Source organism: Corallococcus caeni (assembly GCF_036245865.1).
Taxonomy (GTDB): Bacteria; Myxococcota; Myxococcia; order Myxococcales; family Myxococcaceae; genus Corallococcus; species Corallococcus caeni.
The window spans coordinates 943169-967201 of record NZ_BTTW01000003.1 but is presented as its reverse complement, the minus strand read 5'-3'; the positions used below and the strand labels follow the sequence as shown (position 1 = coordinate 967201).

General features: G+C 71.4%; 22 protein-coding genes. 9 read left to right on the top strand and 13 right to left on the bottom strand.

Annotation, left to right across the window (positions count from 1 at the left end; all coding sequences use genetic code 11):
* Positions 1-18 precede the first annotated feature (18 nt).
* Positions 19-684, top strand: coding sequence for a DUF7986 domain-containing protein (locus AABA78_RS18000; RefSeq protein WP_171419844.1), 666 nt, complete (start codon positions 19-21; stop codon positions 682-684).
* 33 nt (positions 685-717) lie between these two features.
* On the opposite strand, the gene pyk is transcribed toward AABA78_RS18000, so the two are convergent.
* From pyk to AABA78_RS17985, 3 genes are all read right to left on the bottom strand, one after another.
* Positions 718-2118: a pyruvate kinase gene (gene pyk, locus AABA78_RS17995; protein ID WP_338264249.1), complete on the bottom strand. Its 1401-nt coding sequence runs from the start codon at positions 2116-2118 to the stop codon at positions 718-720.
* Between the two features lie 208 nt (positions 2119-2326).
* Positions 2327-3124: a bifunctional nuclease family protein gene (locus AABA78_RS17990; protein WP_338264248.1), complete on the bottom strand. Its 798-nt coding sequence runs from the start codon at positions 3122-3124 to the stop codon at positions 2327-2329.
* A gap of 129 nt (positions 3125-3253) precedes the next feature.
* Positions 3254-3610 (bottom strand): hypothetical protein, encoded by a 357-nt coding sequence (locus AABA78_RS17985; RefSeq protein WP_171420667.1) that lies wholly within the window; start codon positions 3608-3610, stop codon positions 3254-3256.
* A gap of 95 nt (positions 3611-3705) precedes the next feature.
* Between AABA78_RS17985 and AABA78_RS17980 the strand changes: the two genes are divergently transcribed.
* On the top strand, positions 3706-5526 hold the full coding sequence (locus AABA78_RS17980) for an AMP-dependent synthetase/ligase (protein WP_338264247.1): 1821 nt from the start codon (positions 3706-3708) through the stop codon (positions 5524-5526).
* A 76-nt stretch (positions 5527-5602) separates the two neighbouring features.
* Here the strand turns inward: AABA78_RS17980 and AABA78_RS17975 are convergent, their stop codons facing one another.
* From AABA78_RS17975 to aroF, 8 genes are all read right to left on the bottom strand, one after another.
* Positions 5603-6907 carry a citrate synthase gene (locus AABA78_RS17975; RefSeq protein ID WP_120528467.1) on the bottom strand — a complete coding sequence of 435 codons (1305 nt, stop codon included), beginning with the start codon at positions 6905-6907 and terminating at the stop codon, positions 5603-5605.
* An 86-nt stretch (positions 6908-6993) separates the two neighbouring features.
* Positions 6994-8289, bottom strand: coding sequence for a 3-phosphoshikimate 1-carboxyvinyltransferase (locus tag AABA78_RS17970; RefSeq protein ID WP_338264246.1), 1296 nt, complete (start codon positions 8287-8289; stop codon positions 6994-6996).
* Positions 8286-9356, bottom strand: coding sequence for a 3-dehydroquinate synthase (locus AABA78_RS17965; RefSeq protein WP_338264245.1), 1071 nt, complete (start codon positions 9354-9356; stop codon positions 8286-8288). The genes AABA78_RS17970 and AABA78_RS17965 overlap by 4 nt, the downstream gene beginning before the upstream one ends.
* Positions 9353-10372: a chorismate synthase gene (gene aroC / locus AABA78_RS17960; protein WP_338264244.1), complete on the bottom strand. Its 1020-nt coding sequence runs from the start codon at positions 10370-10372 to the stop codon at positions 9353-9355. The genes AABA78_RS17965 and aroC overlap by 4 nt, the downstream gene beginning before the upstream one ends.
* Entirely contained in the window at positions 10369-11616 is a 1248-nt protein-coding gene (locus tag AABA78_RS17955) for a shikimate dehydrogenase (RefSeq protein WP_370469466.1), read from the bottom strand. The genes aroC and AABA78_RS17955 overlap by 4 nt, the downstream gene beginning before the upstream one ends.
* Positions 11616-12215 carry a shikimate kinase gene (locus tag AABA78_RS17950; protein WP_338264242.1) on the bottom strand — a complete coding sequence of 200 codons (600 nt, stop codon included), beginning with the start codon at positions 12213-12215 and terminating at the stop codon, positions 11616-11618. The genes AABA78_RS17955 and AABA78_RS17950 overlap by 1 nt, the downstream gene beginning before the upstream one ends.
* Positions 12196-12885: a bifunctional demethylmenaquinone methyltransferase/2-methoxy-6-polyprenyl-1,4-benzoquinol methylase UbiE gene (ubiE, locus tag AABA78_RS17945; protein WP_338264241.1), complete on the bottom strand. Its 690-nt coding sequence runs from the start codon at positions 12883-12885 to the stop codon at positions 12196-12198. The genes AABA78_RS17950 and ubiE overlap by 20 nt, the downstream gene beginning before the upstream one ends.
* Positions 12882-13778: a 3-deoxy-7-phosphoheptulonate synthase gene (gene aroF / locus AABA78_RS17940; RefSeq protein ID WP_338264240.1), complete on the bottom strand. Its 897-nt coding sequence runs from the start codon at positions 13776-13778 to the stop codon at positions 12882-12884. Before aroF ends, ubiE begins: the two co-directional genes overlap by 4 nt.
* A 147-nt stretch (positions 13779-13925) precedes the next feature.
* Here aroF and AABA78_RS17935 point away from each other — a divergent pair, with 147 nt between their 5' ends.
* The 7 genes from AABA78_RS17935 (at position 13926) to AABA78_RS17905 (ending at position 22849) form a co-directional block, all read left to right on the top strand.
* Positions 13926-15221, top strand: coding sequence for an isochorismate synthase (locus AABA78_RS17935; protein ID WP_338264239.1), 1296 nt, complete (start codon positions 13926-13928; stop codon positions 15219-15221).
* Positions 15221-16990, top strand: coding sequence for a 2-succinyl-5-enolpyruvyl-6-hydroxy-3-cyclohexene-1-carboxylic-acid synthase (gene menD / locus AABA78_RS17930; RefSeq protein WP_338264238.1), 1770 nt, complete (start codon positions 15221-15223; stop codon positions 16988-16990). Before AABA78_RS17935 ends, menD begins: the two co-directional genes overlap by 1 nt.
* Positions 16981-17832: a 2-succinyl-6-hydroxy-2,4-cyclohexadiene-1-carboxylate synthase gene (gene menH, locus AABA78_RS17925; RefSeq protein WP_338264237.1), complete on the top strand. Its 852-nt coding sequence runs from the start codon at positions 16981-16983 to the stop codon at positions 17830-17832. Before menD ends, menH begins: the two co-directional genes overlap by 10 nt.
* Before the next feature lie 62 nt (positions 17833-17894).
* Complete coding sequence (locus AABA78_RS17920; protein WP_370469470.1) at positions 17895-18749, top strand: 1,4-dihydroxy-2-naphthoate polyprenyltransferase; 855 nt, start codon at positions 17895-17897, stop codon at positions 18747-18749.
* A 9-nt stretch (positions 18750-18758) separates the two neighbouring features.
* Positions 18759-19913: an o-succinylbenzoate synthase gene (gene menC, locus AABA78_RS17915; protein WP_338264235.1), complete on the top strand. Its 1155-nt coding sequence runs from the start codon at positions 18759-18761 to the stop codon at positions 19911-19913.
* 41 nt (positions 19914-19954) lie between these two features.
* On the top strand, positions 19955-21418 hold the full coding sequence (menE, locus tag AABA78_RS17910) for an o-succinylbenzoate--CoA ligase (RefSeq protein ID WP_338264234.1): 1464 nt from the start codon (positions 19955-19957) through the stop codon (positions 21416-21418).
* A gap of 105 nt (positions 21419-21523) precedes the next feature.
* On the top strand, positions 21524-22849 hold the full coding sequence (locus tag AABA78_RS17905; RefSeq protein WP_338264233.1) for a cytochrome P450: 1326 nt from the start codon (positions 21524-21526) through the stop codon (positions 22847-22849).
* Between the two features lie 69 nt (positions 22850-22918).
* Here AABA78_RS17905 and AABA78_RS17900 read toward each other — a convergent pair whose 3' ends face one another.
* Both AABA78_RS17900 and AABA78_RS17895 read right to left on the bottom strand, forming a co-directional pair.
* A complete protein-coding gene (locus tag AABA78_RS17900) occupies positions 22919-23119 on the bottom strand; it encodes a hypothetical protein (protein ID WP_120525317.1) in 201 nt (66 codons plus the stop codon).
* A gap of 107 nt (positions 23120-23226) precedes the next feature.
* On the bottom strand, positions 23227-23955 hold the full coding sequence (locus tag AABA78_RS17895; RefSeq protein ID WP_338264232.1) for a class I SAM-dependent methyltransferase: 729 nt from the start codon (positions 23953-23955) through the stop codon (positions 23227-23229).
* Between the last annotated feature and the right edge of the window lie 78 nt (positions 23956-24033).

Here is a 24033-nt window from a genome sequence, read left to right as displayed (position 1 = left end):
AGAAAGCTCGCAACGGCCATGGACACCGCGCTGACCCCGTTGTCGTACCAGCCGTACCTGGACCAGCTCATCGCCTTCGGCAGCCAGGAGGCGCGCAAGCCGGACCTCCTGGAGGCGAAGGCGGAGTACTTCCGCCTCACCGGCGAAGTCTTCGAGGACGACAAGCTCTTCGAGCTGCGGATGGCGTCGTTCCTGGACTACTACCTCTACGACCGCGTCTCGCCGCTCACGGGCAAGACGCCGGCCGCGGAGCTGTACGAGGAGCGCCAGAAGTCCGCCGCCCCGGAGGAGGCCAACGCCTTCCGCAGCTTCACGGAGACGGTCCACGGCCTCTTCGAGGTGCGCAAGCTGGCCAAGGGCATGGTGCGCCTGCGAGAGCTCTTCTCCGGCAAGGACTTCGACGTGACGGAGCGCCGTCACATCGCGGGCCTGGAGACGGGCGACGTGCTGGAGGCGCGCCTCGTCCCCTTCGGCGGCCACCTGCTGTTCTCCTCCGCCTTCTGCTACCACCCGGCCATGGCGCTCAAGGCCATCAAGGCGGAGGTGAAGCGCCGCAAGAAGAAGGAGCCGGAGCGCCCCGCCAAGGACCTGGTGTGGGAGTGCGCCCGCCGGGCCCTCAACGTGGAGCGCTACCGCCAGCTCTCCGTGGAGAAGCTCTACGACTTCGAGCAGAAGGTCCTCTAGGGCCTCCGGCTCCAGGCCTCCACCGCGAGCGGTTCAAGCGCGGTGGATGCTCATCATGTTGGTGTTGCCCGGCACGTTGAGCGGCACGCCGGCCACCAGGATGAAGGGCGAGCCCGGTTCGCAGAAGCGCAGCTCCTGGCAGAGCCGGCGCACCTGCTTGAGCATGGCCTCCGTGGTGCTGACGCGCTTCACCAGGTGGCCCGTCACGCCCCAGTGCAGCGCCATCCGGTTCACCGTGTCCGCGTTGGGCGTCAGCCCGAGGATGCGCGCGCCGGGGCGGAACTCGGAGATGAGGCGCGCGGAGTGGCCGCTCTCCGTGTACGCGATGATGGTCCCGATGTTCAGCTGCCGGGACGCGGCCACCGCCGCCGCGGCGACGCCGGTGCCCAGGTCCTCCGAGCGCTCGAAGGGGGAGTAGAGCAGGGGGATGAGGCTGGTGCGCTCCGTCTCCTCCACGATGCGCGCCATGGTGGCCACCGCGTCCACCGGGTAGCGGCCCGCGGCCGTCTCACCGGAGAGCATCACCGCGTCCGCGCCGTCCAGGATGGCGTTGGCCACGTCCGACACCTCCGCGCGTGTGGGCCGGGCGTTGAGCACCATGCTCTCCAGCATCTCCGTGGCGACGATGACGATGCCGCCCATGCGGTTGACCTCCCGCACGACGCGCTTCTGGATGGCGGGCAGCTGCTCCAGCGGCATCTCCACGCCCAGGTCGCCGCGGGCCACCATCACCCCGTCCGACTCCGCGGCGATGGCCTCCAGGTTCTCCACCGCCTGGGGCTTTTCAATCTTGGAGATGAGCGGCGTCTTGCGCTTGCCCACCAGCGCCCGCGCCTGGCGCACGTCCTGGGCGGTGCGCACGAAGGACAGCGCCACGTAGTCCACGCCCACCTCCTGGCCGAAGGCCAGGTCCACCTTGTCCTTCTCCGTCAGCGTGGGCACGGACATGGCCGTGCCGGGCAGGTTCAGCCCCTTGTGGTCCTTGAGGAGCCCGCCCACCTCCACGCGGCAGGACACGTCCTGGCCGCTCACCTTCAGCACGCGCAGGCGCACCCGGCCGTCGTCCAGGAGCACCTCGTGCCCCTTCTCCACGTCCCGGGGCAGCGAGCGCACCGGCGTGGGGATGACGTTCCCCTGGCCCAGCACCGCGCGCGTCGTCACCGTCACGGTGTCGCCCGTCTTCACCATCAGCTGACCGCCCTCGAAGCGCCCCAGGCGCACCTTGGGGCCCTGCACGTCCTGGAGGATGGCCACCGGCACGCCCAGCTTCTTCGACACCGCGCGGATGCGCTGGACGCGCTGGCGGTGCTCGTCGTGCGTACCGTGGGAGAAGTTGAGCCGGGCCACGTTCATGCCCGCCCTCACCAGCCCCTCGATGACTTCCTTCGAGTCCGACGCCGGGCCCAGCGTGCAGATGATCTTCGCCTTGCGCATAGGACCGCCCATCCTAGCCCCACGGGGTGGGCGGCTTGACAGGCTTGCGCCCGAAGGACTAACTCTTCGCCTCACGCGCCCGGCGGAAAGTTACCGCCAGCTGGCGCACGCCATTCGTGGCTCTCAGACGCTTGAGACGAAGAAAGCCCGGCTACCCTGGGAGGGGGGGCCGGGCTTTCATCGTTTCCGGGGCGTGAGGCTCCGGGCGCTAGAGATCAATCTCCTGGCCCTTGCCCATGGGCTCCATCAGCGGCTGCTGGCGGGTGGAGTGGTCCATGCCGATGTCCTCCGACGGCGGCTTCGGGTGGCCGGCGCTGGGGCCCATGGGAGGCGGCGGGGGCAGGGGACCCATGTCCTCTCCGCCGGAGCCGCTGCCACCCACGCCCAGGTCCTGCTGCTTCTGGAGGGCTTCAATCTCCGCGCGGGTGATGCCCGCCAGCGCCAGCACCTTGCGCGTCACGCGGATGCGCGCCTGGCTGTGCATGGCCATGGCGATGGAGTCCGAAGGCCGCGCGTCCAGCGCCAGCTCCTTCTTGCCCTGCTGTAGGAAGACGCGGCCGGAGTAGACGTTGTCGCGCAGGTCGTCGATGCGGACCTCCGTCACCTTGCCGCCCAGCTTGGACACCACGTCGTCCAGCAGGTCCTGCGACAGCGGCTGCGGGGGCGGACGTTCCGCGAGGCGGAAGGCGATGGAGACCGCCGCGCCCTCGTCCACGAAGAGGGGGAGCACCGTCTCCCCGTCCTTGGTGGTCAGCACGACGGCGTGCGTCTGCGCCTCCATCAAGGGCACCACGTCCTTCACTTCCAGCTCCACCAGCTCCGAGCAGGCCTTGGGGTCGCTGCCCTTCTCGGTGATGCAGGGCTTCTCCTTCTTCCCTTCGGCCGTCCCGGAGGCGGCGATGGCACCGGGGATCCCGAACGCGGGAAGGAACAACGCTCCCCCCAGCGCCAGCACCACGGCCGTGAACGGAGCGACGAAGAAATTGGCGCGGTTGGACGTTTTCACATCCCTAAGCTACGCACCTGTCCCTTCACCGGGAGGGCACCGCCCTCCCCCTGTCGCGAGCGGCCCCCGGGCCCTGGCCCACCCGGTTGGAGGGCGGGCGGGCAGGCGGGAAGAGGGGGCACGAGACGGCTAGCGGTCCTCTTCCTCGGACTCTTCGTCGTCGTAGTCCTCGTCGTCCTCGGACTCCTCGTCGTCTTCGTCCTCGTCGACGTCGTCCTCGTCGTCCTCTTCCTCGTCTTCGTCCTCGTCGTCGAGCTCGTCCTCGAGCTCCTCGGCCTCGAGCGTCATCGTCACCGCGAACTTCTTGCTCAGGGTGGCGATCTGCGCGCGCATCTCCGTGAGCGCGGCGACGAAGTCCTCCGTGAGGTTGGCGGGCGCCTTCGCGTCGCAGTGGGGGCAGACAATCTTCTCCGTCCCCTCGATGAGGTCCTGGGCTTCCAACTCGAAGCTGGCCTCGCACTTCTGGCAGGTGAAGTCGATGCTCATGGTCGGGCGCGGCATACAAAGCCGGTGAACATGCTGTCAACGGCTGAGACGGGGGGACGTGGAACGGACGGGGCACATCCACTACGTTCCGTCGGATGGACCTGCCCAAGACGATGCTGCATGCGCTCCATGACCAGGCCGCGCGGCTGGAACACCGCCCGGCGCTCTGGTCCCACCAGGGAGGCGCCTACGTCCCCACCTCGTGGTTCGACTATGCCCAGCGCGTCAAGCGCTTCGCCCTGGGGCTGCACGCGCTGGGGTTCAGGGAAGGCGACCCGCTGGGCATCCTGAGCTTCAACCGCGAGGCGTGGCACGTCGCGGACCTGGGGGCCATGGCCCTGGGCGGCGTGCCGGTGGGCCTCTACACCACCAGCAGCGTGGAGCAGCTCGTCTACATCCTGGGCCACTGCGAGGCGCGCTTCCTCCTGGTGGAGAACGCGAAGCACCTGGCCACCGGGCTGGAGGTTCAGCGGCGCCTGCCCGCGCTCAAGCACCTCATCGTCGTGGACGCGCCCACGCCCCTGCCGGACGGCGTGCTGCGCTACGCGGACGTGCTGGCCTCCGGCGCGAAGCAGGATGAAGACCCCTACTGGGACAGCGTCCACGCGCTCCACCCGGACGCGCTGGGCACGCTCATCTACACGTCCGGCACCACTGGCCAGCCCAAGGGCGTGGCGTTGAGCCACCGCAACCTGGCCTGGACGTCGAAGCAGCTGGGCGACACCCTGGGCCTGCGGGACATGGAGGACGAGCGGCTGTTGTCGTACCTGCCGCTGTCGCACGTCGCGGAGCAGATCGTCTCCCTGCACAGCCCGCTGCTGCTGGGCACGCAGGTGTACTTCGCGGACTCGCTGGACGCCCTGGGCAGGAACCTCACGGAGGTGCGCCCCACGCTCTTCTTCGCGGTGCCTCGCGTCTGGGAGAAGTTCAAGACGAAGGCGGAGGAGGGGCTGGCCGCGCAGCCGCCCCTGAAGCGCCGGCTGGTGGAGTGGGCCCGCGCCACGGCCCTGGAGCGAAACACGCGCGTCCTGAGCCAGGAGCGCGTGCCGTCGTTCATGGAGGCCAAGTTCGAGCTGGCCCGGCGGCTGGTGTTCCATCCGTTGAAGACGCGCATCGGCCTGGAGAAGGCGAAGCTGTTCGCCACGTCCGCGGCGCCCATTGGCCGGGACGTGCTGGACTTCTTCGCCTCCATCGACGTCGTCCTCCTGGAGGTCTGGGGCATGACGGAGGTGTCCGGCCCCGCCACGGTGAGCACCTCCGAGTGCGCCCGCCTGGGCACGGTGGGCCGCCCCATGCTGGGCGTGGAGGTGCGCATCGCGGAGGACGGGGAGATCCTCGTGAAGGGCGGCAACGTGTGCCTGGGCTACCACCGCAACCCGGAGGCCACGCAGGAGCTGCTGGCGGACGGGTGGCTGCACACGGGCGACGTGGGGCAACTGGATGCCGAGGGCTTCCTGCGCATCACCGGGCGCAAGAAGGAGATCATCGTCACCTCCGGCGGCAAGAAGACGTCCCCCGCCAACATCGAGGAGCTGCTCAAGGCCCTCTCCCCCGTGGGGCACGCGCTGGTGGTGGGGGACCGGCGCAACTACCTGGTGGCGCTCTTGACGCTGGAGCCGGACCGGGTGCGGAAGCTGGCGCGGGAGCAGGGCTGGCCGGAGGACGTGGCCACGCTGGTGAACGACCCGCGGCTCCAGCAGCACCTGCACGAGGCCATCGAGCGGGACGTGAACCCGAAGCTGTCGCGCTTCGAGGGCATCAAGCGCTTCCGCGTGCTGCCGGGGGAGTTCTCCATCGACGGCGGCGAGCTCACGCCCAGCATGAAGATGCGCCGCAAGGTGGTGGAGCAGCGGTACGCGGACGTCATCGAGGCGCTCTACCGCGAGCCGGCCGGCGCCGCCGCCGCTCACGGGTAGGGACAAGCGAAAGGGGCGGGGGACTCAAGTTCGAGTCCCGCGCCCCTTCGTGCTTCAGCGGCTTTTCAGCCGGTGGCTACTTGGCGCTCGTGCGCTTCTCGCGGGCCACGTAGTCGCGGCGGGCGGAGCCCGTGTAGACCTGACGGGGACGGGCGATCTTCTGCTCGTTGTCCGTCACCATCTCCTCCCACTGCGCGCACCAGCCCACCGTGCGGGGGATGGCGAACAGGACGGGGAACATCTCCGCCTGGAAGCCCATCGCCTCGTAGATGAGGCCCGAGTAGAAGTCGACGTTCGGGTACAGCTTGCGCTTCACGAAGTACTCGTCCTCGAGCGCGATGCGCTCCAGTTCGAGCGCGATCTCCAGCAGCGGGTTCTTGCCCGTGACCTCGAAGACCTCGTCCGCCACGCGCTTGATGACCTTGGCGCGCGGGTCGTAGGACTTGTAGACGCGGTGGCCGAAGCCCATCAGCTTCTTCTCGCCCTCGCCGCCCTTCACCTGCTTGATGAACTCCGGGATGGCGGACTTCGTGCCGATCTCACGGAGCATGCGGAGCACCGCCTCGTTGGCGCCGCCGTGCAGCGGGCCGTAGAGCGCGCCCACGCCCGCGGCGACCGCGGAGTAGGGGTCCACCTGCGACGAGCCCACCGTGCGCACGGACGTGGTGGAGCAGTTCTGCTCGTGGTCCGCGTGCAGGATGAAGAGGACGTCGAGCGCCTTCTCCAGCGTGGGGTGCACCTTGTACGTCGTGGTGCCGATGCGCTTGATCATCGCCAGGAAGTTGGCGACGTAGGACAGGTCGTTGTCCGGGTAGACGTACGGCAGGCCCATGGAGTGCCGGTACGAGAACGCGGCGATGGTGGGCATCTTCGCGATGAGGCGCGTGATCTGGATCTCACGGCTGCGCGCGTCGCGGATGTTCTTCGCGTCCGGGTAGAAGCCGGACAGCGCCGCCACCGTGGAGCCCAGCATGGACATGGGGTGCGCGTCGTAGCGGAACCCGTCCATGTAGGACTTGATGTTCTCATGCACCAGCGTGTGGTGCGTCACGTTGTGCGTGAAGTTGTCGAGCTCCGCCTGCGTGGGCAGCTGGCCCTTCAGCAGCAGGTAGGCCACCTCCAGGAAGGTGGACTTCTCCGCGAGCTGCTCGATGGGGTAGCCGCGGTACTCGAGGATGCCCTTGTCACCGTCGATGAACGTGATGGCGCTCTTACAGTTCGCCGTGTTCAGGAACGCGGGGTCGTAACCCATCAGACCGAAGTCGTCGCTGCCGGTCTTGATCTGGCGCAGGTCGGGGGTGCGGATACAGCCGTTCTCGATCGGGATCTCGTACGTCTTCCCGGTCCGATTGTCGGTGACGGTCAGCGTGTCCTTGGGCATGGGCGGAGATTTCACAGGGCGGAGGAGGCTTTCAACAAAAAAGAACGATAAGTCCGAGAGGCGAAGTTTCCGGTCCGTCTCCCTGCTCAGGAATAGCGGACCCCGGAGCGCGCGAGCTGCCGCCAGAAGCCCGGAAAGCTCTTCTCCACGCACTCCGGCCCCGTCAGCTCCAGAGGCACCCCGGACAGCACACACAGGGTGGCCGCTGACATCGCCAGGCGGTGGTCGCCCCGGCTGTCCATGGCGAAGCGCGCGGGCTTCGTCCTGGGCGGGAGGATGCGCAGCGTCTCACTGTCGGCTCCGGCCGACAGCTCCGCGGTGCCGCCGTAGGCCGCCACCAACGCGCGGATCCCCTCCAGCCGGTCGCTCTCCTTGACCCGCAGGATGCCCACGTCGGTGAGGGTCGTGGGCCGGGGCAGCACGCACGCGAGCGCCGCCAGCGTGGGCAGCAGGTCCGGGCACTCCTTGCCGGAGGCGCGCAGCTCGCCCGTGGCTTCACCCTGGACGCGCCACGTGTTGGGCGCACCCGCGGGGATCATCCTCAGGCCCACTTCAGCGGCCAGCCGGAGGATCGCCTGGTCCGGGTGGGCGCTCTGGGGCTCCGCGCGCTCCACCGTGCCACCCGTGCGCCAGGCGATCAGCACCAGGTAGCCCAACGACGACCAGTCGCCCGGCAGTGATGGGACGGATTCAGGCGCCTGATAGGCCGTGACGGAATAGCGACCCGGGGACTGCTCCACGGTGAAGCCGAAGCGGCGCAGCCACGCCACCGTGAGGTCCATGTAGCCGGCGCTGGTGAGCGTGCCTTCGATCTCCACGCTCCACGCGCGCTGCTCCCGCAGGAAGCGCTCCGCGCAGCCCAGGAGCAGGCTGGAGGCGTACTGGCTGCTCTGCGCGCCCGGCACGCGGAACACCGGCTCAAGCTTCGCCGTGTCCTGGGGCGCGTGCAGCTCCACCGGCCACGGGGTGCCCTCGGTGAGCGTCAGGCCCGCGGGGCCCAGGGCCTGCTTCAGCGACGTGAAGAGCGGGCCGTGCGGGCGCTCGCCCAGGCGGGGCGTGCCGGTGAAGCGCACGCGCGCGCCAGGAGTCACCGCGGCCTGGGTCACGAGGATGCGAAACGGGGCGCCGCCGTCCGCGCAGTCCACGTCGCGCACGGGGCCGGGCGGAAGGCGCAGGGCCTCCACGCCCCGGCGCAGCACGCGCACGTCGGCGGGGAGGTCCTCGTCGGACTCCGCCTGCACCGACGGCAGCGGCCAGGCGCCCGTGAGGTGTCCCAACACCAGGGCTCGCTGGGCGTCCGACTTCGAAACGGGCGGAGTGAGCGGTGAGGCGCTCAAGGCGCTCGGGTCGACGGTGAGACGGCTCGGCGAGGCGTGGCTCAAGGGCGGGCTCCACGGGTCCAGGCGGGCCACAGGGCCCGCCACGTCTTTGGCATCACATCCACGACTTCGGCGGTGCCCACGGCGGTGAGCAGCACCATGCGCAGCTCGCCCTGGGCGCCGGCCTTCTTGTCGGCGTCAAGGAGCGCGGCCACGTCCTTCAACGACGCGCGGTGGGCCAGCTCCGCGGCGCGGTCGCGGCCCAGCACGCCCGGGCCTCGCGCCAGCGCGCGCTCCACCTCGTGCGCCACCGGCTCCGGCGTGATGCCCAGGTGCCGGCCCACGTCCAGGGCCCAGAGGATGCCCAGGCCCACCGCGTCGCCGTGCGACAGCTTGAAGCGCGACAGGCTCTCCAGCACGTGGCCGAAGGTGTGGCCGAAGTTGAGCACGCGGCGCAGGCCCTGGTGCTCGTAGGGGTCCTTCGCGCAGACGCCTTCCTTCAGGCCGCGCGCGTCCTTCACCAGCTTCTCCAGCGACGGCGGCGTGCGCACGTAGCGCTTGAAGAGGGACGCATCCAGCGACGCGACCATCTTCCACGCCTCGATGGAGCCCTCGCGCACCTGCGCGTCGGACAGCGTGGCGTACAGCTCCGGGCACAGCCACGTCTCATCCGCGTAGTGGAAGACGCCGGCGGGGTTCTTCACCACGCGACCGCGCACGACGAGGTCCACCGCGCCCTTGCCGCCCAGGCTGCTGTCCACCGCCGCGAGCAGCGTGGTGGGCACCTGCACCAGCCGCACGCCGCGCTTGAGCAGGTGCGCGGCCACGGTGGCCACGTCGCCCACGGTGCCACCGCCCACGGCGACGAGCGTGCCGGAGCGCGGCAGGTTGATGCCGCCCGCGAGCACCTTCTGCAGCGAGATGAGGCTCTTGGCGCGCTCACCGCCGACCAGCTGGATGATGGCGCGCGGCTTCCGGGCCTCCAGCGTGGGGAGGAGCGTAGGGTGGAAGCGCGCGACGGTGCGGTCCACCACGGCGACGCTGCCCTCGGGCAGGCGGGCGGCGAGCTTCGTGAAGGAACCCCAGCGGTCGGCCGGGGGACGGTAGGAACCGGGAGGAAGCGGGCTCATGCGGAGTGGGGGCGGGCGTTGAGTTGCTGGACGAGGTCGGCGATGACGAGCGACACCATGGCCTCCAGCACCGGGACGGCGCGGGGCATGATGCACGGGTCGTGACGGCCGCCCTTGGCGTGATCCGCGAGCGTCGCGGGGGGCTTGAAGAAGGCGCGCACCTGCATGGGCTCACCGTTGGCGAGCCCACCCTGGATGCCGCCGTACGCGTCCTTCACGGCGTGGAACTTCGTTCCGGGCTGTCCCAGGCGCTGGATCAGATCCGGCGGACCCCACACGACACCGGTCACGGCGCCGATGCTGCCGAGCGCCTGCGCGATGAGCGCCTTCAGCTTGCCGAAGATGGGCTCGCCCAGGCCGACGGGCAGGCCCTCCACGCGCACGTCGATGGAGCCGCCCAGGCTGTCCCCGGCCTCCTTCGCGGCGAGGATCTGACGGGACATCTCTTCACGGACGGCTTCGTCCGGGCAGCGGGTAGGGTGGGCGTCCACCATGGCCCGGGTGAGGCCCGGTGCCGGAACGGAGGAGACCAGCTCCCCCACCTGGGAGACGTAGGCCACGGTGCTGATCGACGGCAGGTCGCGCGCGAGGTACGCCTCCGCGACGGCGCCGCCGATGACTCGGCAGAGCGTTTCACGTCCGCTGGTGCGGCCGCCGCCCCGGTGGTCGCGGTGCTTGTAGCGCTCGCGCCAGACGGCGTCCGCGTGACCCGGCCGGTCCACGCTGGCCAGCTGGTTGTAGTCCTGCGAGCGCTGGTTCGCGTTGCGCACGATGGCCGCGATGGGCGTGCCCAGCGTCTTGTCCTGGAAGACGCCGGAGAGGATCTCGACGGTGTCGGGCTCGTTGCGCGGAGTCACCAGGGCGGACTGTCCGGGACGCCGGCGGTCCAGGGCCGCCTGGATCATCTCGCGCGTGAGCGGGACGCCCGCGGGGCAGCCGTCGATGACGGAGCCCAGCGCCGGGCCGTGGCTTTCGCCGAAGGTCGTCAGCCGGAAGAGGGTGCCAAAGGTATTCATGTCGCCGTTTCCCAGAGTTGTCGCTGCCGCCGGGCCTGGGCGACGAACCACGCCGCCCCGAGCAGGAGTGGGGTGCCCCCGCGGCGAACGATCTCCGCGGCGACGCGCCGGCCGGGCGCACCGTATGCGATCACCGCCACGCGTGCCCGCTGGAATCTCAGGTTTTCGGGCGGAGCGACCCGGTCTGGCCACGTCCAGACCCAATCACCTGTCAGCGGTGTTTGAATCTCCGCCCGCCGCACGACCCGCAGGGCGAGTGCCTGTTCAGCGGCCACCAGCCGCAACGCCTGCGTGGATCCGCCGTCGCCCAGCACCGCGACGTCCTTCGCGCCCAGCCGCTCCAGCACCGCGCGCGCGCCCTCCGTGTCGGTGTTGAAGGACTCCCACCGCGAGCCCCGGCGCACCAGCGTGTTGATGGCCTCCAGCGACGAGCCCGTGTGCTTCGCGAGCCGCATCTTGAACGGGCTCGTCACGGCGAAGCCCGCGTAGTGCGGCAGCATCGCGTCCACCACCGCCTCCACCGGCGCGGCCTCCGCCAGGTCGATGCGGTCGAACGGCTGACGGTGGATCCGCGGCGAGCGCGAGTGCGCGATGGACGTGCCCAGGATGCCCAGGCGGAGCGCGCGCGGATCCTTCGCCTTGCGGTGCTCGCGCACCACGTCGTCCAGCAGGCGCTGTCCCGGCGCGGCCGTCCACGGGCCGCCCATCGCCACGTACTCCAGGCCATTGCTGCGCGAGAGCACCGCGCGCGCGGGGATGGCGACGGGCCCCATGCCCAGCACGGTGACGCGCTCGGCGCCGAAGCGCTGGGACAGCTGGGCCTGCGTCTGAAGCAGCACGTCCAGGTGCGCGGGCCCGTCCATGGGCTCCACGTGCTTCACCAGCGCGTCCGGCGGAAGGGGACGGGACCAGCGCCTGAGCGCCTCCGCCGTCGTCAGCGGCCCTTCCGCGTGGTGCGACGCGAGCAGCTTCCCCGGCGGCGCATCCATGTCCTGCGCGCGCTCCACGTCGCGGTCCACGCGCCACGCGGCCTGGATCCACGGGGCGGGCAGCGGCTTGCCCCGCTCGGAGACGAGCAGCGGCATCACGCGGGCGAGGGCGTCCGGGTCGATGTCACCGGCCGCGTGCAGGTCGGTCCGCACCTCGATGACGTCCGCGCCCCGCTTGAGCCCGTCTTGCGCGAAGGCCACGGCGTCCGCGCCGGTGAGGGTGGGGGGCAGGGTGATGATTCGCCGGGTGGCCATCACGCGGGCTCCTGGACCAGACAGCCCCGGAGGAAGTCCGCCAGGGCGATGGTGGGGACGCGGGCGTGCAGCGCCTCGCGTTCATGGAACAGCGAGTGCAGCTCCTCCTCCAGCGACACGTCCGCGCGCAGCCGGGGGCGCGTCGTGTCCGCCATCAGCCGCTCGCGGTACGTGTCGAAGGTGACGGGGACGACGAGCGTGAAGTGCCCGGCGAGCGCGTCCGGATGATGCGACAGGAAGCCGCCGCCCACCGCCACCACGCTGCCCGCGGGAAGCAGGCCCAGCGTCTCGCGCTCGGCGGCGCGGAAGGTGGTGGGGGACTCCGCGACCCAGGAGCGGAGCGGGCGCCCGTGCCGGCGCTCCAGCTCCGCGTCCAGGTCCAGGCCGGGCCGCCCGAGCAGCTTCGAGACGAGCGGCAGCAGGCGGGTCTTCCCCGCGGCGCGGTGTCCGGCGATGACGACGGTCTGCGCTCCCGCCGGGCGGGGGCAGGGCCCCGGGGCCGAGAGGGCCCCCTGGAGCGCCTGCTGGAGTCTGGGGTCTACCGACGCGACGACTTGCGAGACGAGGAGCCGCCGGGCCTCAACGGACGGTGCCGACATAGACGTAGGCGGTTCCAAACAGCAGGGGGTGGGCGGCGCGCTCGGAGTAGGCGCCGGCCTGGTCCATCAGGGCGAGGAAGCGCTCGCCGGCGGGGAAGGCCGCGGCGGTGCGGGGCAGGTATTGGTACGCCGCGCGGTTGCCCGTCAGGAGGCCGCCGATCGCCGGCATCACCGTCTTGCTGTAGAAGCGGAACAGCGCGCCGTACGGGCCCGTGGGCTGGCCGAACTCCAGCACCACCACGCGGCCGCCGGGGCGCACCACGCGCGCCATCTCCTGGAGGCACTTCACCGGATCATCCACGTTGCGGATGCCGAAGGAGATGGACGCCACGTCGAAGCTGTTGTCCGGCAGGGTGAGCGCCATGGCGTCCTGCACCTGGAACTCCACCTCCAGGCCCGCCTTGGCCGCCTTGGCCGGCGCGCTCTCCAGCATCTCCGGGCAGAAGTCCGTGCCCACCACGCGGCCCGTGGAGCCCACCTTGCGCTTGAACGCCAGCGCCAGGTCGCCCGTGCCGGTCGCGCAGTCCAGCACGTGGCTGCCGTCCTTCGCGCCGCTGAGCTTCACCGCCGAGCGCCGCCACAGCCGGTGGATGCCGAGGGAGAGGACTTCGTTCGTCACGTCGTAGCGCGTGGCGATGGAGGAGAACATCTGACGGACTTCGGTGCTCATCGCGCCCCCGCGATCTGGGCCGGACCCGCCGGCGTGTAGAGGTGACGGTCCACCGCGGCGAGCACGCCGGGCAACCGCTGCATCAACGTAGCGAAATCCCCGGGCGACATGGCCTGCTGCCCATCACAAAGCGCCTGCTCCGGCCGGGGGTGGACTTCAATCAACAGACCATCCGCCCCGCAGGCCGCCGCCGCCAGCGACATGGGCGTGATGAGCGACGGGAGGCCCGTGGCGTGCGACGGATCCACGATGACCGGCAGGTGCGTGCGCTCCTTCGCCCACGCCACCGCGGCCAGGTCCAGCGTGTTTCGCATCGATGTTTCAAAGGTCCGGATGCCGCGCTCGCACAGCAGCACCTGCTCGTTGCCGCCCGCCAGGATGTACTCGGCGGCGTTGAGCCACTCCTGCACCGTGGCGGACAGCCCGCGCTTGAGCAGCACCGGCTTGCGCAGCCGCCCCAGCGCGCGCAGCAGCCCGAAGTTCTGCATGTTCCGCGCGCCCACCTGGAGGATGTCCGCGTGCTGCGCCATGAGGGGCAGTTGCTCCGTCTCCATCACCTCGCTGATGATGGGCAGGCCGTGACGCCGGCCCGCGTCCACCAACAGCTTCAGCCCCGGCTCTCCCATGCCCTGGAACGCGTACGGACTGGTGCGTGGCTTGAACACGCCCCCGCGCAAGAGGTGCGCCCCCGCCTGTGACACCGCGCGGGCCGCCAGCTCCAGCTGCTCCGCGCCCTCCACCGCGCACGGCCCCGCCATCACCACGAAGCCGGGCCCGCCCACCTCCACGCCCCCCACCTGGATGCGGGTGCCCGAAGGATGCGCTGCGCGTAGGACGCGGTGTGCACCCGGGTCACGCCGCCCGGCTGGGTCGTCTGGTTGCTGGGCTCCCACGGCGGCTCCCTCGCTGGAGTTGCTGGAATTCGTATTCCATGGAGTTCAAGCGGTTTTGAACTCCTTGGTGCATGTATAGCCGAGATCGCTTAGAAGACAATCGAAGGTGATGTCACCCGCATCCCCCGAGGTACAGGAGAATGGCTGATGACGCCGCTCAGTCCCGCTGAGGGCCCGCGATGGGTCGCCGGGATGATGCCGCTGGCCGGAGTGGATCCCCTGGCTGGAGCGGGCAGCCTGGGCGTGCCTTCCGTCTACTGGGAGCGGCCGGTGGCGCGCGAGGCGGTGGCGGGGTGGGGTGAGGCGGGCGTGCTCGAAGCGCATGCTCCTGGCGAGCTGCCGGTGGTGCTCGGTGCGCTCGGCCACGACGGCGTGCGGTGGTTGGACGCGGCGGCTCCCCAGCTGCCCGGGCCCTGGTTTGGCGGCATGCGCTTCAGCCCGACGGAGCCGGTGGACGGCGCGTGGCGCTCGCATGGCCTGGCGCGCTGGACGCTGCCGGAGGTGCTGGTGTGGCGTGACGGCGGCGGGCTGTCGGTCGCCGTCTTCGCGCTGGAAGGGGCGGGCGCGGAGGACGTGGTGCGCTCGCGGCTGGAGCGCGTGCGGGCCTCCTTTCCGCAGGCGTACCGGCATCCGGTGGGCGCGCCGGTGGCGCTGCGCACGGAGTCGTCGCGGCGGGACTTCGAGGCGCTGGTGGACCGCGCGGTGGAGGCCATTGGCGCGGGCCAGCTGCACAAGGTGGTGCTGGCGCGGGCGCTGGAGGCGGAGGGACCGGCGCCCTTCGACGTGGTGGACGTGCTGGCGCGGCTGCGTGAACAGAACCCGCGCTGTGCCACGTTCCTCTTCCGCGCGCCGGACGGCACGGGCTTCCTGGGCGCGACGCCGGAGACGCTGTGCCGGGTGGACGGGCGGCGGCTGGAGACGGAGGCGCTCGCGGGCTCCGCGGCGCCGGGCGGCGGGGCGGCGCTGGACGCCAGCGACAAGGACCGGCGCGAGCATGACGCGGTGGTGCGCTACATCCTCCAGGCGCTGACGCCGGTGTCGGCGAGCGTGTCCGCGGACGCGCAGCCGTCGGTGCTCGCGCTGAAGAACGTGGTGCACCTGCGCACGGGCATCCGCGCGGAGCTGGCGGACGGCGTGGACACCGCGAAGGTCGTCACCGCGCTGCACCCCACGCCCGCGGTGGGTGGCACGCCGCGCGAGCGCGCGCTGTCCTTCCTGGTGGAGCACGAGTCCCTGGACCGTGGCTGGTACGCGGGGCCGGTGGGCTGGGTGGGCCCGGGGCGCGCGCACCTGGTGGTGGCGTTGCGCTCGGCGCTGGTGCGCGGGGCGAAGGCCCGGCTCTTCGTGGGCGCGGGCATCGTCGCCGGCTCCAGCGCGGAGTCAGAGTGGCGGGAGACGGAGATGAAGAGTCTGGCCATGCTGCGCGCGCTGGGGGGCCGGTGATGTCCCTGGACGCCAACCTCAACGTGCTGTGGTCGCGCGCGCTGCTGGAAGAGCTGGTGCGGGGCGGCGTGCGGCACGCGGTGGTGTGTCCGGGCTCCCGCTCCTCCGCGCTGGCGCTCGCCTGCGCGAGCACGCCGGGACTGCGCGTCTGGTCCGTCATCGACGAGCGGAGCGCGGGCTTCTTCGCGCTGGGCGTGGCGAAGCAGTCGCGCCAGCCGGTGGTGCTGGTGGCGACGAGCGGTTCGGCGGGCGCGCACTTCTTCCCGGCCGTCATCGAGGCGGCCATGGCCCAGGTGCCGCTGGTCATCCTCACGGCGGACCGGCCGCTGGAGCTGCAGGGCTGGGGCGCGCCGCAGACGGTGCCCCAGGCGCGCTTCTACGGTGACTTCGCGCGGCTGTTCGCGGACGTGGGCCTGCCGGAGGCGAGCAGCCCCGCCCTCGCGCACCTGCGCGCCACGGCCGCCCGCGCGGTGGGCACCGCGTGCCGCGCGCCCCGGGGCGCCGTGCAGCTCAACGTGCCGTTCCGAGAACCGCTGGCGCCCATCGCAGTGGACTTCGGCGCGGAGAAGCTGACGGCGCTCGCGCGGGAGGGGCGGACGGACGCGCCCATCACCCACATCGCGCCGCCGTCTCGCGCCCCGGACGCGGCGGTGCTGGAGGCCGTGCGCGCGCGCATCGCCGCCACCGAGCGCGGCGTCATCGTGTGCGGCCCGCGCGACGAGGACGACGGCTTCGCGGACGCCATCGCCGCGCTGAGCCTGGCGACGGGCTACCCGGTGCTCGCGGAGGCCACGTCCCAGGCGCGCTACGGCGGCGGCCCGCTGACCGTGTCGCTCTACGACGCGCTCCTCCGCCATGAGCCGTTCACGCGGACCCACGCGCCGGAAGTGGTGCTGCGCTTCGGCGGAGGCCTGACGCCCAAGTCGCCGCAGCAGTGGCTGGATGGCTCCGGCGCGGACATCACCGTCTTCAGCGACGAGGGCGCGCTGTACGACCCGGCGCACCGGGCGGCGCGGGTGGTGGAGGGCAACGCGGTGCTCGCGTGCCGTGCGCTGACGCAGGGGCTGTCGCGAGGCCCGGGCCGCTGGGCGCAGGACTTCGTGAACGCGGAGCGGGTGGCCCGCAACGCGCTGGAGACGGCGCTCGGTGAACAGCCGAACGCGCTGACCGAGCCCCGGCTGGCGCGCGAGGTGGTGGCGGCGCTGCCGGCGAACGCGCTCTTCTTCGTGTCCAGCAGCATGCCGATCCGCGCGGTGGATGCGTTCGCGCACGGCGGTGGCGTGCCGCTGCGCGTGCTGGCGAACCGGGGTGCCAACGGCATCGACGGCATCGTGTCCAGCGCGGCGGGCATGGCCGCGGCGGCCGGAAGGCCCGTGGTGCTGCTGACCGGCGACCTGGCGCTCCTGCACGACGTGGGCGGGCTCGTCACGGCGGCGCGGGCGCGCGTGCCCCTGACCGTCGTCGTGGTGAACAACGACGGCGGCGGCATCTTCTCCTTCCTGCCGCTGGCGCAGGTGGCGAAGCCGGACGTGTTCGAGGCCCTCTTCGGCACGCCGCACGGCGTGGACCTGTCGCACGCGGCGGCGCTCGCGGGCGCCCGCTTCGAGCGGCCCACGACGCCCGCGGCCCTGCGCGCGGCGGTGCGCACCGGGCTGGAAGGCGGTCTCCACCTGGTGGAGGTCCAGGTGGACCGGACCACCAACGTGGATGCACACCGACACCTCTTCACGCGGATGGCCACCGCACTGGGAGAAGGACCATGGGCGTGACGCTCGCTTATGACACCTGGGGCGAATGCCCCCATACGCTCCTGGCGCTGCACGGCTTCACCGGTAGCGGCGCTTCGTTCGGACACCTGCGTCCGCTGCTCGGTCGCTCCGTGCGCGTCGTGGCGGTGGATCTGCCCGGCCACGGCCGCACGCCGCTGCCGCAGAAGACGGGGCGCGACGGCTTCCTGGAGACGGTGGACGCCATCGTCCAGCTGGCGCGCGGGCTGGGCGGCCACGTGGATCTGCTCGGCTATTCGCAGGGCGCCAGGCTCGCGCTGGGCGCGGCGGTCCAGGCGCCAGAGTGCTTCGGCCGGCTGATCATGGAGAGCGGCTCGCCCGGCCTGCACCGCCGCCAGGAGCGCTCCGAGCGGCGCGAGGCGGACGCGAAGCTCGTGGACTTCATCCGCGCGAAGGGCGTGGACGCCTTCGTGGAGCGGTGGGAGGCGCTGCCCCTCTTCGACGGACTGCGCCGCCTGCCGGAAGCGGAGCAGGCCGCGCTGCGCGAGCGCCGCAAGGCGTGCACGGCGGAGGGGCTCGCCGGGGCGCTGGAGACGCTGGGCCTGGGCGTGCAGCCGGACTACTGGCCGTCGCTGCATAGGCAGCGGCTGCCCACGCTGCTGCTCACCGGCGACCAGGACGTGAAGTTCACGACCCTGGCGCGGCGCATGGCGGCGGAGCTGCCGGTGGTGTGGCGCCACGCCTTCGCTGGGGTCACGCACGCCCCGCACCTGGAGGCGCCGGAGGAGTACGTGCGCGAAGTGCTCTCGTTCCTCCAGACGCCCTGGTACGAAGCGCCGCAGTTCGAACCCGCCATCCTGGCGCGAGAGGCCGCCCACCCGTGAGCACCCTGGCTTCCAATCCTTCCGATGCGGCTCCTCCCCGGCCCACGCTGAAGACGTGGCTGATGGCCGTGCGTCCGAAGACGCTGACGGCGGGCGCGGTGCCGGTGCTGGTGGGCACGGCGCTCGCGTACGGCAACGGTGTGGGGCGCCTGCTGCCCGCGCTCGCGGCGCTCGTGGGCGCGGTGCTGATCCAGATTGGCACCAACTTCATCAACGACTACTACGACTTCAAGAAGGGCGCGGACACCGAGGAGCGCCTGGGGCCCAAGCGTGTGACGCAGAGCGGGCTCATCGCGCCGGGCGCGGTGCTGATGGGGGGCCTCGGGTGCTTCGCGCTGGCGACGCTGGTAGGGCTGTACCTGGTCTCGGTGGGCGGGTGGCCCATCGTGGCCATCGGAGTGGCCTCGCTGCTGTGCGGCTACGCGTACACGGGCGGCCCGTTCCCGCTGGCCTACCTCGGTCTGGGCGACCTGTTCGTGCTCATCTTCTTCGGCATCGTCGCGGTGACGGGCACGTACTACGTGCAGGCCGGCGTCGTGAGCCCGGCGGCCTGGTGGGCGTCGGTGCCGGTGGGCGCCATCGGCACGTGCCTCATCGTGGTGAACAACCAGCGCGACGCGAGCACGGACGTGAAGGCCGGCAAGCGCACGATGGCGGTGCGCTTCGGTCAGGGCTTCGGCCGCGCGGAGTACGTGCTGCTGCTCGTGGCGTCCTACGTCACGCCGTTCGTGCTGTTCGCCCGGGGCTACGCGAGCGCCTGGGCCTTCCTGCCGCTGCTGAGCCTGCCGCTGGTGGTGCCGCCGCTGAAGCTGATGCTGAAGGCCGAGGGCGCGGCGCTCAACCCCGCGCTGGGCGGGACGGCGAAGCTGCAGATGGTGTTCGGGCTGCTGTTCGCGGTCGGTCTGTACCTGCGCTGAAGGGGCGGCATGCGCATCACCGACGCGACGCTCACCCCGCTGCACCTCACGCTGGCCCACCCCCTGAAGACGGCGAGGGGCACCTACGCCACGCGCGAAGGGTTCCTCATCCGGCTGCGGGACGAGGACGGCCGGGTGGGGCAGGGCGAGGCAATGCCCCTGCCGGAGTTCGGCACGGAGCCGCTGACCCTGACGCACACGGTGCTGCGCGCGTGGCTGAGCTCCCTCAAGGGCCAGTCGCTGGAGGACAGCATCGAGGGCATTGAAGCCACGCTCGTGCCGTCGGCCAGCGAGGAGCTGCGCCAGCGCGGTGCGCGGATCCGGCTCATCGACACCGGGGAGCCCGTCCCCGCCGCGCAGCACGGCCTGGAGCTGGCGCTGCTGGATCTGCTGGCCCAGCGCAAGGGCGTGCCCCTGTGCTGGCTGCTCGCGGAGGAGGCGCGGCAGGAGGTCCTGGTCAACGCGCTGCTGGGCGCGGAGGAGCCGGCGGCGCTGGCCCGTCAGGCGCAAGAGGCCGTGGAGGAGGGCTTCCAGACGCTGAAGGTGAAGGTCGCGGGCCGCTCGCTGGACGAGGATGAAGCCCGGGTGCGCGCCGTGCGCGAGGCGGTGGGCCCCCGCGTGCGCCTGCGTTTGGACGCGAACGGCGGCTGGTCGGAACCCGAGGCCAACCGCGCCCTGGACCGGCTGGGCTGGTACGACCTGGAGCTGGTGGAGCAGCCCACGCCTCCGGAGGACCTGCAGGCGCTGTGGCGCGTGCAGCGCCGCGCGCCGTGTCTCATCGCCGCGGACGAGACGCTCGCGACGCCCGCGGCGGTGCGCACGCTGCTCACCATGGACCTGGGCGGCGGGCCCGCGGTGGGCGCGGTGGTGATCAAGCCGATGGTGCTCGGGGGGCTGCTGCCCTCCATGGTGGTGGCGCTGCGAGCAGCCCACCTGGGCATGCACGCGTTCGTCACCAGCTCCATCGACGGGGTGGTGGCCCGGGCGGGCGCCGCGCACCTGGCCTCCGCGCTGCCGTCGGGAGAGCTGGCCTCCGGGCTCGCCGTGGGGCGGCTCTTCGCGGACGAACCGCGCGACCATCCCTATCAACCCCACGGGGGACTCGTGCGGCTGCGCGACGAGCCCGGGCTGGGGCTGAACCCGGACCTCCTCTGGGACCGCTGAGCCATGCCCCGCGGACGCCCCTCTCACGGAGCTGCGAGGCCATGATCCACGACTGCCCCATCCGCGAGGGCGCGGGCCTGCATCCCAACGCGGAGGCGCTGCGCTTCGCGGACCAGACCTGGACCTTCCGCGCGCTGGACGAAGCGGTGACGCGCTGGACCGGAGCCCTGGCCGCGCGCGGAGTGGGGCAAGGCGACCGGGTGGCGCTGCTGTCGACGAGCCACCCGGCAGTGACCTTCCTCTTCTGGGCGCTGGGCCGGCTGGGCGCGGTGTTCGCGCCGCTCAACGCCCGGCTCACCCCGGCGGAGCTGCGGCCCCTGCTGGAGGCCGTGGAGCCCCGGCTCACGCTGGCGCTCGAAGCCCTGCGCGACCGGCTCCCCGGAGCGGAGGCCCTGGAGGCCTTCCCGGACGGCGTGACCACGGGCTCCGTGCCCGCGCGCGCCTGGGACGCGGACACGCCCCGGGTCATCCTCTTCACCAGCGGGACCACGGGAAGGCCCAAGGGCGCCGTGCTCACGGAAGGGGCCTTCCGTGCCTCGTGCCAGGCCTCCGCCGCGAACCTGGGCGAGCACCCCGCGCCGCGCTGGCTGGGCACGCTGCCCCTGTTCCACGTCGGCGGCCTGGCCATGCTCACGCGCACCGCGTACGAGGGCGGCTGCCTCCTCCTGCACGAGCGCTTCGACGCGGACGCGGTCAACCGCGCCATCGACACGGAGGGCGCTTCGCACGCCAGCTTCGTCGCCACCACGCTGGAGCGGGTGCTGGACGCGAGGCAGGACCGCCCGCTGCCCGACTCCTTCCAGTGCGCGCTGATTGGCGGGGGGCCCGTCCCCACGGCGCTGCTCACGCGGGCCCGCGCCGCCGGACTCCGGGCCCTCCAGACCTACGGCCTCACCGAGGCCTGCTCCCAGGTGACCACCGAACGCCCCGGCGAAGCGGATGGCCGCACCGCGGGGCCGCCCCTGCCGGGCCTCCAGGTCCGCGTCGTCGGGGCGGACGGCGTGACGCTCGGCGAAGGGCAGGAGGGCGACGTGGAGGCGCGCGGCCCTACGCTGATGTCCGGCTACTGGAACCAGCCCGACGCCACGCGCGACGCCTTCCACGACGGCTGGCTGCGGACCCGGGACGTGGGCGTGCTGGACGCGAAGGGACGCCTCACCCTCCTGTCGCGCCGCACGGACCTCATCGTGCGGGGAGGGGAGAACCTCTACCCGGCGGAGATCGAAGCCGTGCTCGCCAACCACCCCGCCATCCTGGAGTCCGCCGTCGTCGGCGTGCCGGAGCCCCACTGGGGCGAGGTCCCCGTCGCCTTCGTCGTCCTGCGCCCCGGCCACGAACTGCCCGGAGACCTGGACGCGTGGTGCCGTCAGTCGCTCGCGCGCTTCAAGGTGCCTGGCCGCTTCTTCGCGGTGGAGACGCTGCCGCGCAACGCCATGAGCAAGGTGGAGCGCTCCGTCCTGCGGAAACACGCCCTGTCTCATCCCCCGTATCAGTCAGGGTCCTAACAACCCTGATTTCCTGATGGGTGGGGTTCACAAGACTCGCTGAGAAGACCTGTCAGGTCGGGTTATAATATTACACCGTGGGGGGATCCTGAGAGGAAGCTCACGGTGAGTACCGCAGTGGAAGCAGTGAAGGTGGAAGGGCAGTCCGAGGCAATCCACATCGACCCGCATGGCGGCAAGGCCCCAGCCGCCATGAAGTGCCCCCATCTGGGTGCCCAGTACAACCCGTTCGCGGGACCGCACGTCGCGGATCCGCATCCGTTCTACGCGGAGCTGAGACGGGACGCGCCCGTCAGCTACAACCCCATGCTGGGGATGTGGCTGGTGAGCCGCTACGACGACATCTGCCACGTGCTGAAGGACCCGTCGCGCTACTCGTCGGCGGACCTGGGCAACATGGGCTCGGTGCTCTCCCCGGAGACGCTCTCGGTGCTCGCCGAGGGCTATCCCCTGGCGGACAGCCTGATCAACTCGGATCCGCCCGCGCACACCCGGCTGCGCAAGCTGCTGGGAAGGGGCTTCTCCGCCCAGCGCATCGCCGCGCAGGAAGCCCCCATCCGCGCCGTCTCCGAGGAGCTCATCCACGCCTTCGTGCAGAAGGGGCACGCGGACCTGGTGACGCAGTTCGCGTACCCGCTGCCCGTGCGGGTCATCCTGGGCATGGCGGGCATCCCCCAGGAGGACATGGCGGACATCAAGCGCTGGTGCGACGACTTCTTCCGGATGATCTTCACCCGCGTCCCCGCGGAGGAGCAGCCGCCGCTGGCGCGCAGCTGGGTCACCTTCCAGCACTACGTCGCCCGCCTCATCCGCGCCCGGACCGACGAGCCCCGGGACGACCTGGTCAGCTACCTGGTCACCACCGACGCGGACGGCGAGGCGCTCACGCTGCCGGAGCTGATCATCGCCATCGCGGGCAGCATGCTGGCGGCGGGCCATGAGACGACGACGGCGCTGCTCGCCCAGTGCTGGAAGCAGGCCCTGCTCCAGCCCGGCCTCTGGCAGCGGCTGCGCGAGGACCGCTCGCTGGTGCCGCACCTCATCGAGGAGACGCTGCGCTTCGACTCGGTGGCGCACGGGATGATCCGCACCACGATGGAGGACGTGGAGCTCGCGGGCGTCGCGCTGCCCAAGGGCTCGCGGCTGCTCCTGCTCTACGCGTCCGGAAGCCGTGACGCCTCGCTGCTGGCGGACGGGGAGCGCTTCGACATCTCCCGGCACCACCCCACGCACCTGGGCTTCGGCCGGGGCATCCACTTCTGCATCGGAGCGCCGCTGGCCCGGCTGGAGGCGGTCATCGCCACCAACCTGCTGCTGGATCAGCTCCCGGATCTGCGGCTGGAGGAGAATCCGGACTTCGGCACGACGCAGTCGCTGACCATCCGCTCCATCCAGCACCTGCGCGTGGCCTGGACCCCCACCGGGGCCTGAAGCCACCCGCGACGCGCCCGTCCCGCCCGTGGCGTTCCCACGGACGGGCCGGGTGCTTCGTTCAGCGTCTCAGCACTCCGACGCCGGGTGTCCCCAGGGGTTGGTGCGCGGATACTGGCGCAGCAGCGTGCACAGCCGGTGCGCGGCGACCATCGTCGCGGACGGCCGCGGCGGCTCGGCGTGCATCGCCGTCTGGCCCAACCGGGCCGCCTGCAGTGCCAGCGCGTGCTGGACTTCGGGAGACCAGCGCTTGAATTCGAGCCATTCCATGAGCCTGCTCCTCGTTGAAGGAGCGGCCATTGAACCCGCTTCAAACCTGGAAATCACGACGCCTCGCGTTGACCGGAGGCGTCAGTGACCTCCTGCTGACAGCCCACTCAAGCCTGCGAGGCATTGGCCGGTCGGCCAATGAGCATCATCATCCCGAAGGGGTTCCCGGGGTTGGTGAGCCGCTCGATTTCCCACACGTAGTCGTCACCCAGGCCGTGGGTCAGCTCGCGCATCTCCTCCACGGAGTACGTGCGCAGACAGGACACCACGCCGTCGAACGCCGCCGCGATGGGGATGAGCGGCATGAGGTAGGTGAGGGCGAGCCGGTCCGCGCGCACCGGGCGGATGAAGGGCGTCGTCAGGGGGACGTTGATCAGCGCCGCCGCCGTCATCGCGATGGCCGGCCCGCGCCGCTCCACCAGCTCCATGATGGCGATGCCCCGGCGCTGGGCCACGGCGTCCGCCAGCACCTTGCGCGCCATGTCCGGCGGCAGGTGGTGGAACGAGTTGCACATGATGCGGAAGCCCTTGAACGTCGCCGGCACCGCCGTCGCGTCCACGGGCGTCGTCACGTAGTCGATGCGCCCCGGGTTCGCCGCCTTCACCTTCTCGAACGCGGAAACCTCCGGGTACAGGTCCGTCAGGAGCGCCGTCGCCTTGTAGCCCTCCTGCGTCTCCAGCATCTCCAGCAGCTTCGGCACCGGCCCCGCGCTGCCCGACGCCATGTCCAGCAGCTGCGTCTCACCCATCGCCGCCATCGCGCCCTTGAGCCGCTTCACGAACTCCGAATAGCGGTCGTCCGACAGGCTCCACACGTACGCAAGGAAGTCCGTCACTCCCCGGCGAAGCACCTTCGGGAACCAGGGCTGATCCTCTAATTCAAAAAGTTGCAGTCTGGGCATAATCGCTGGGCG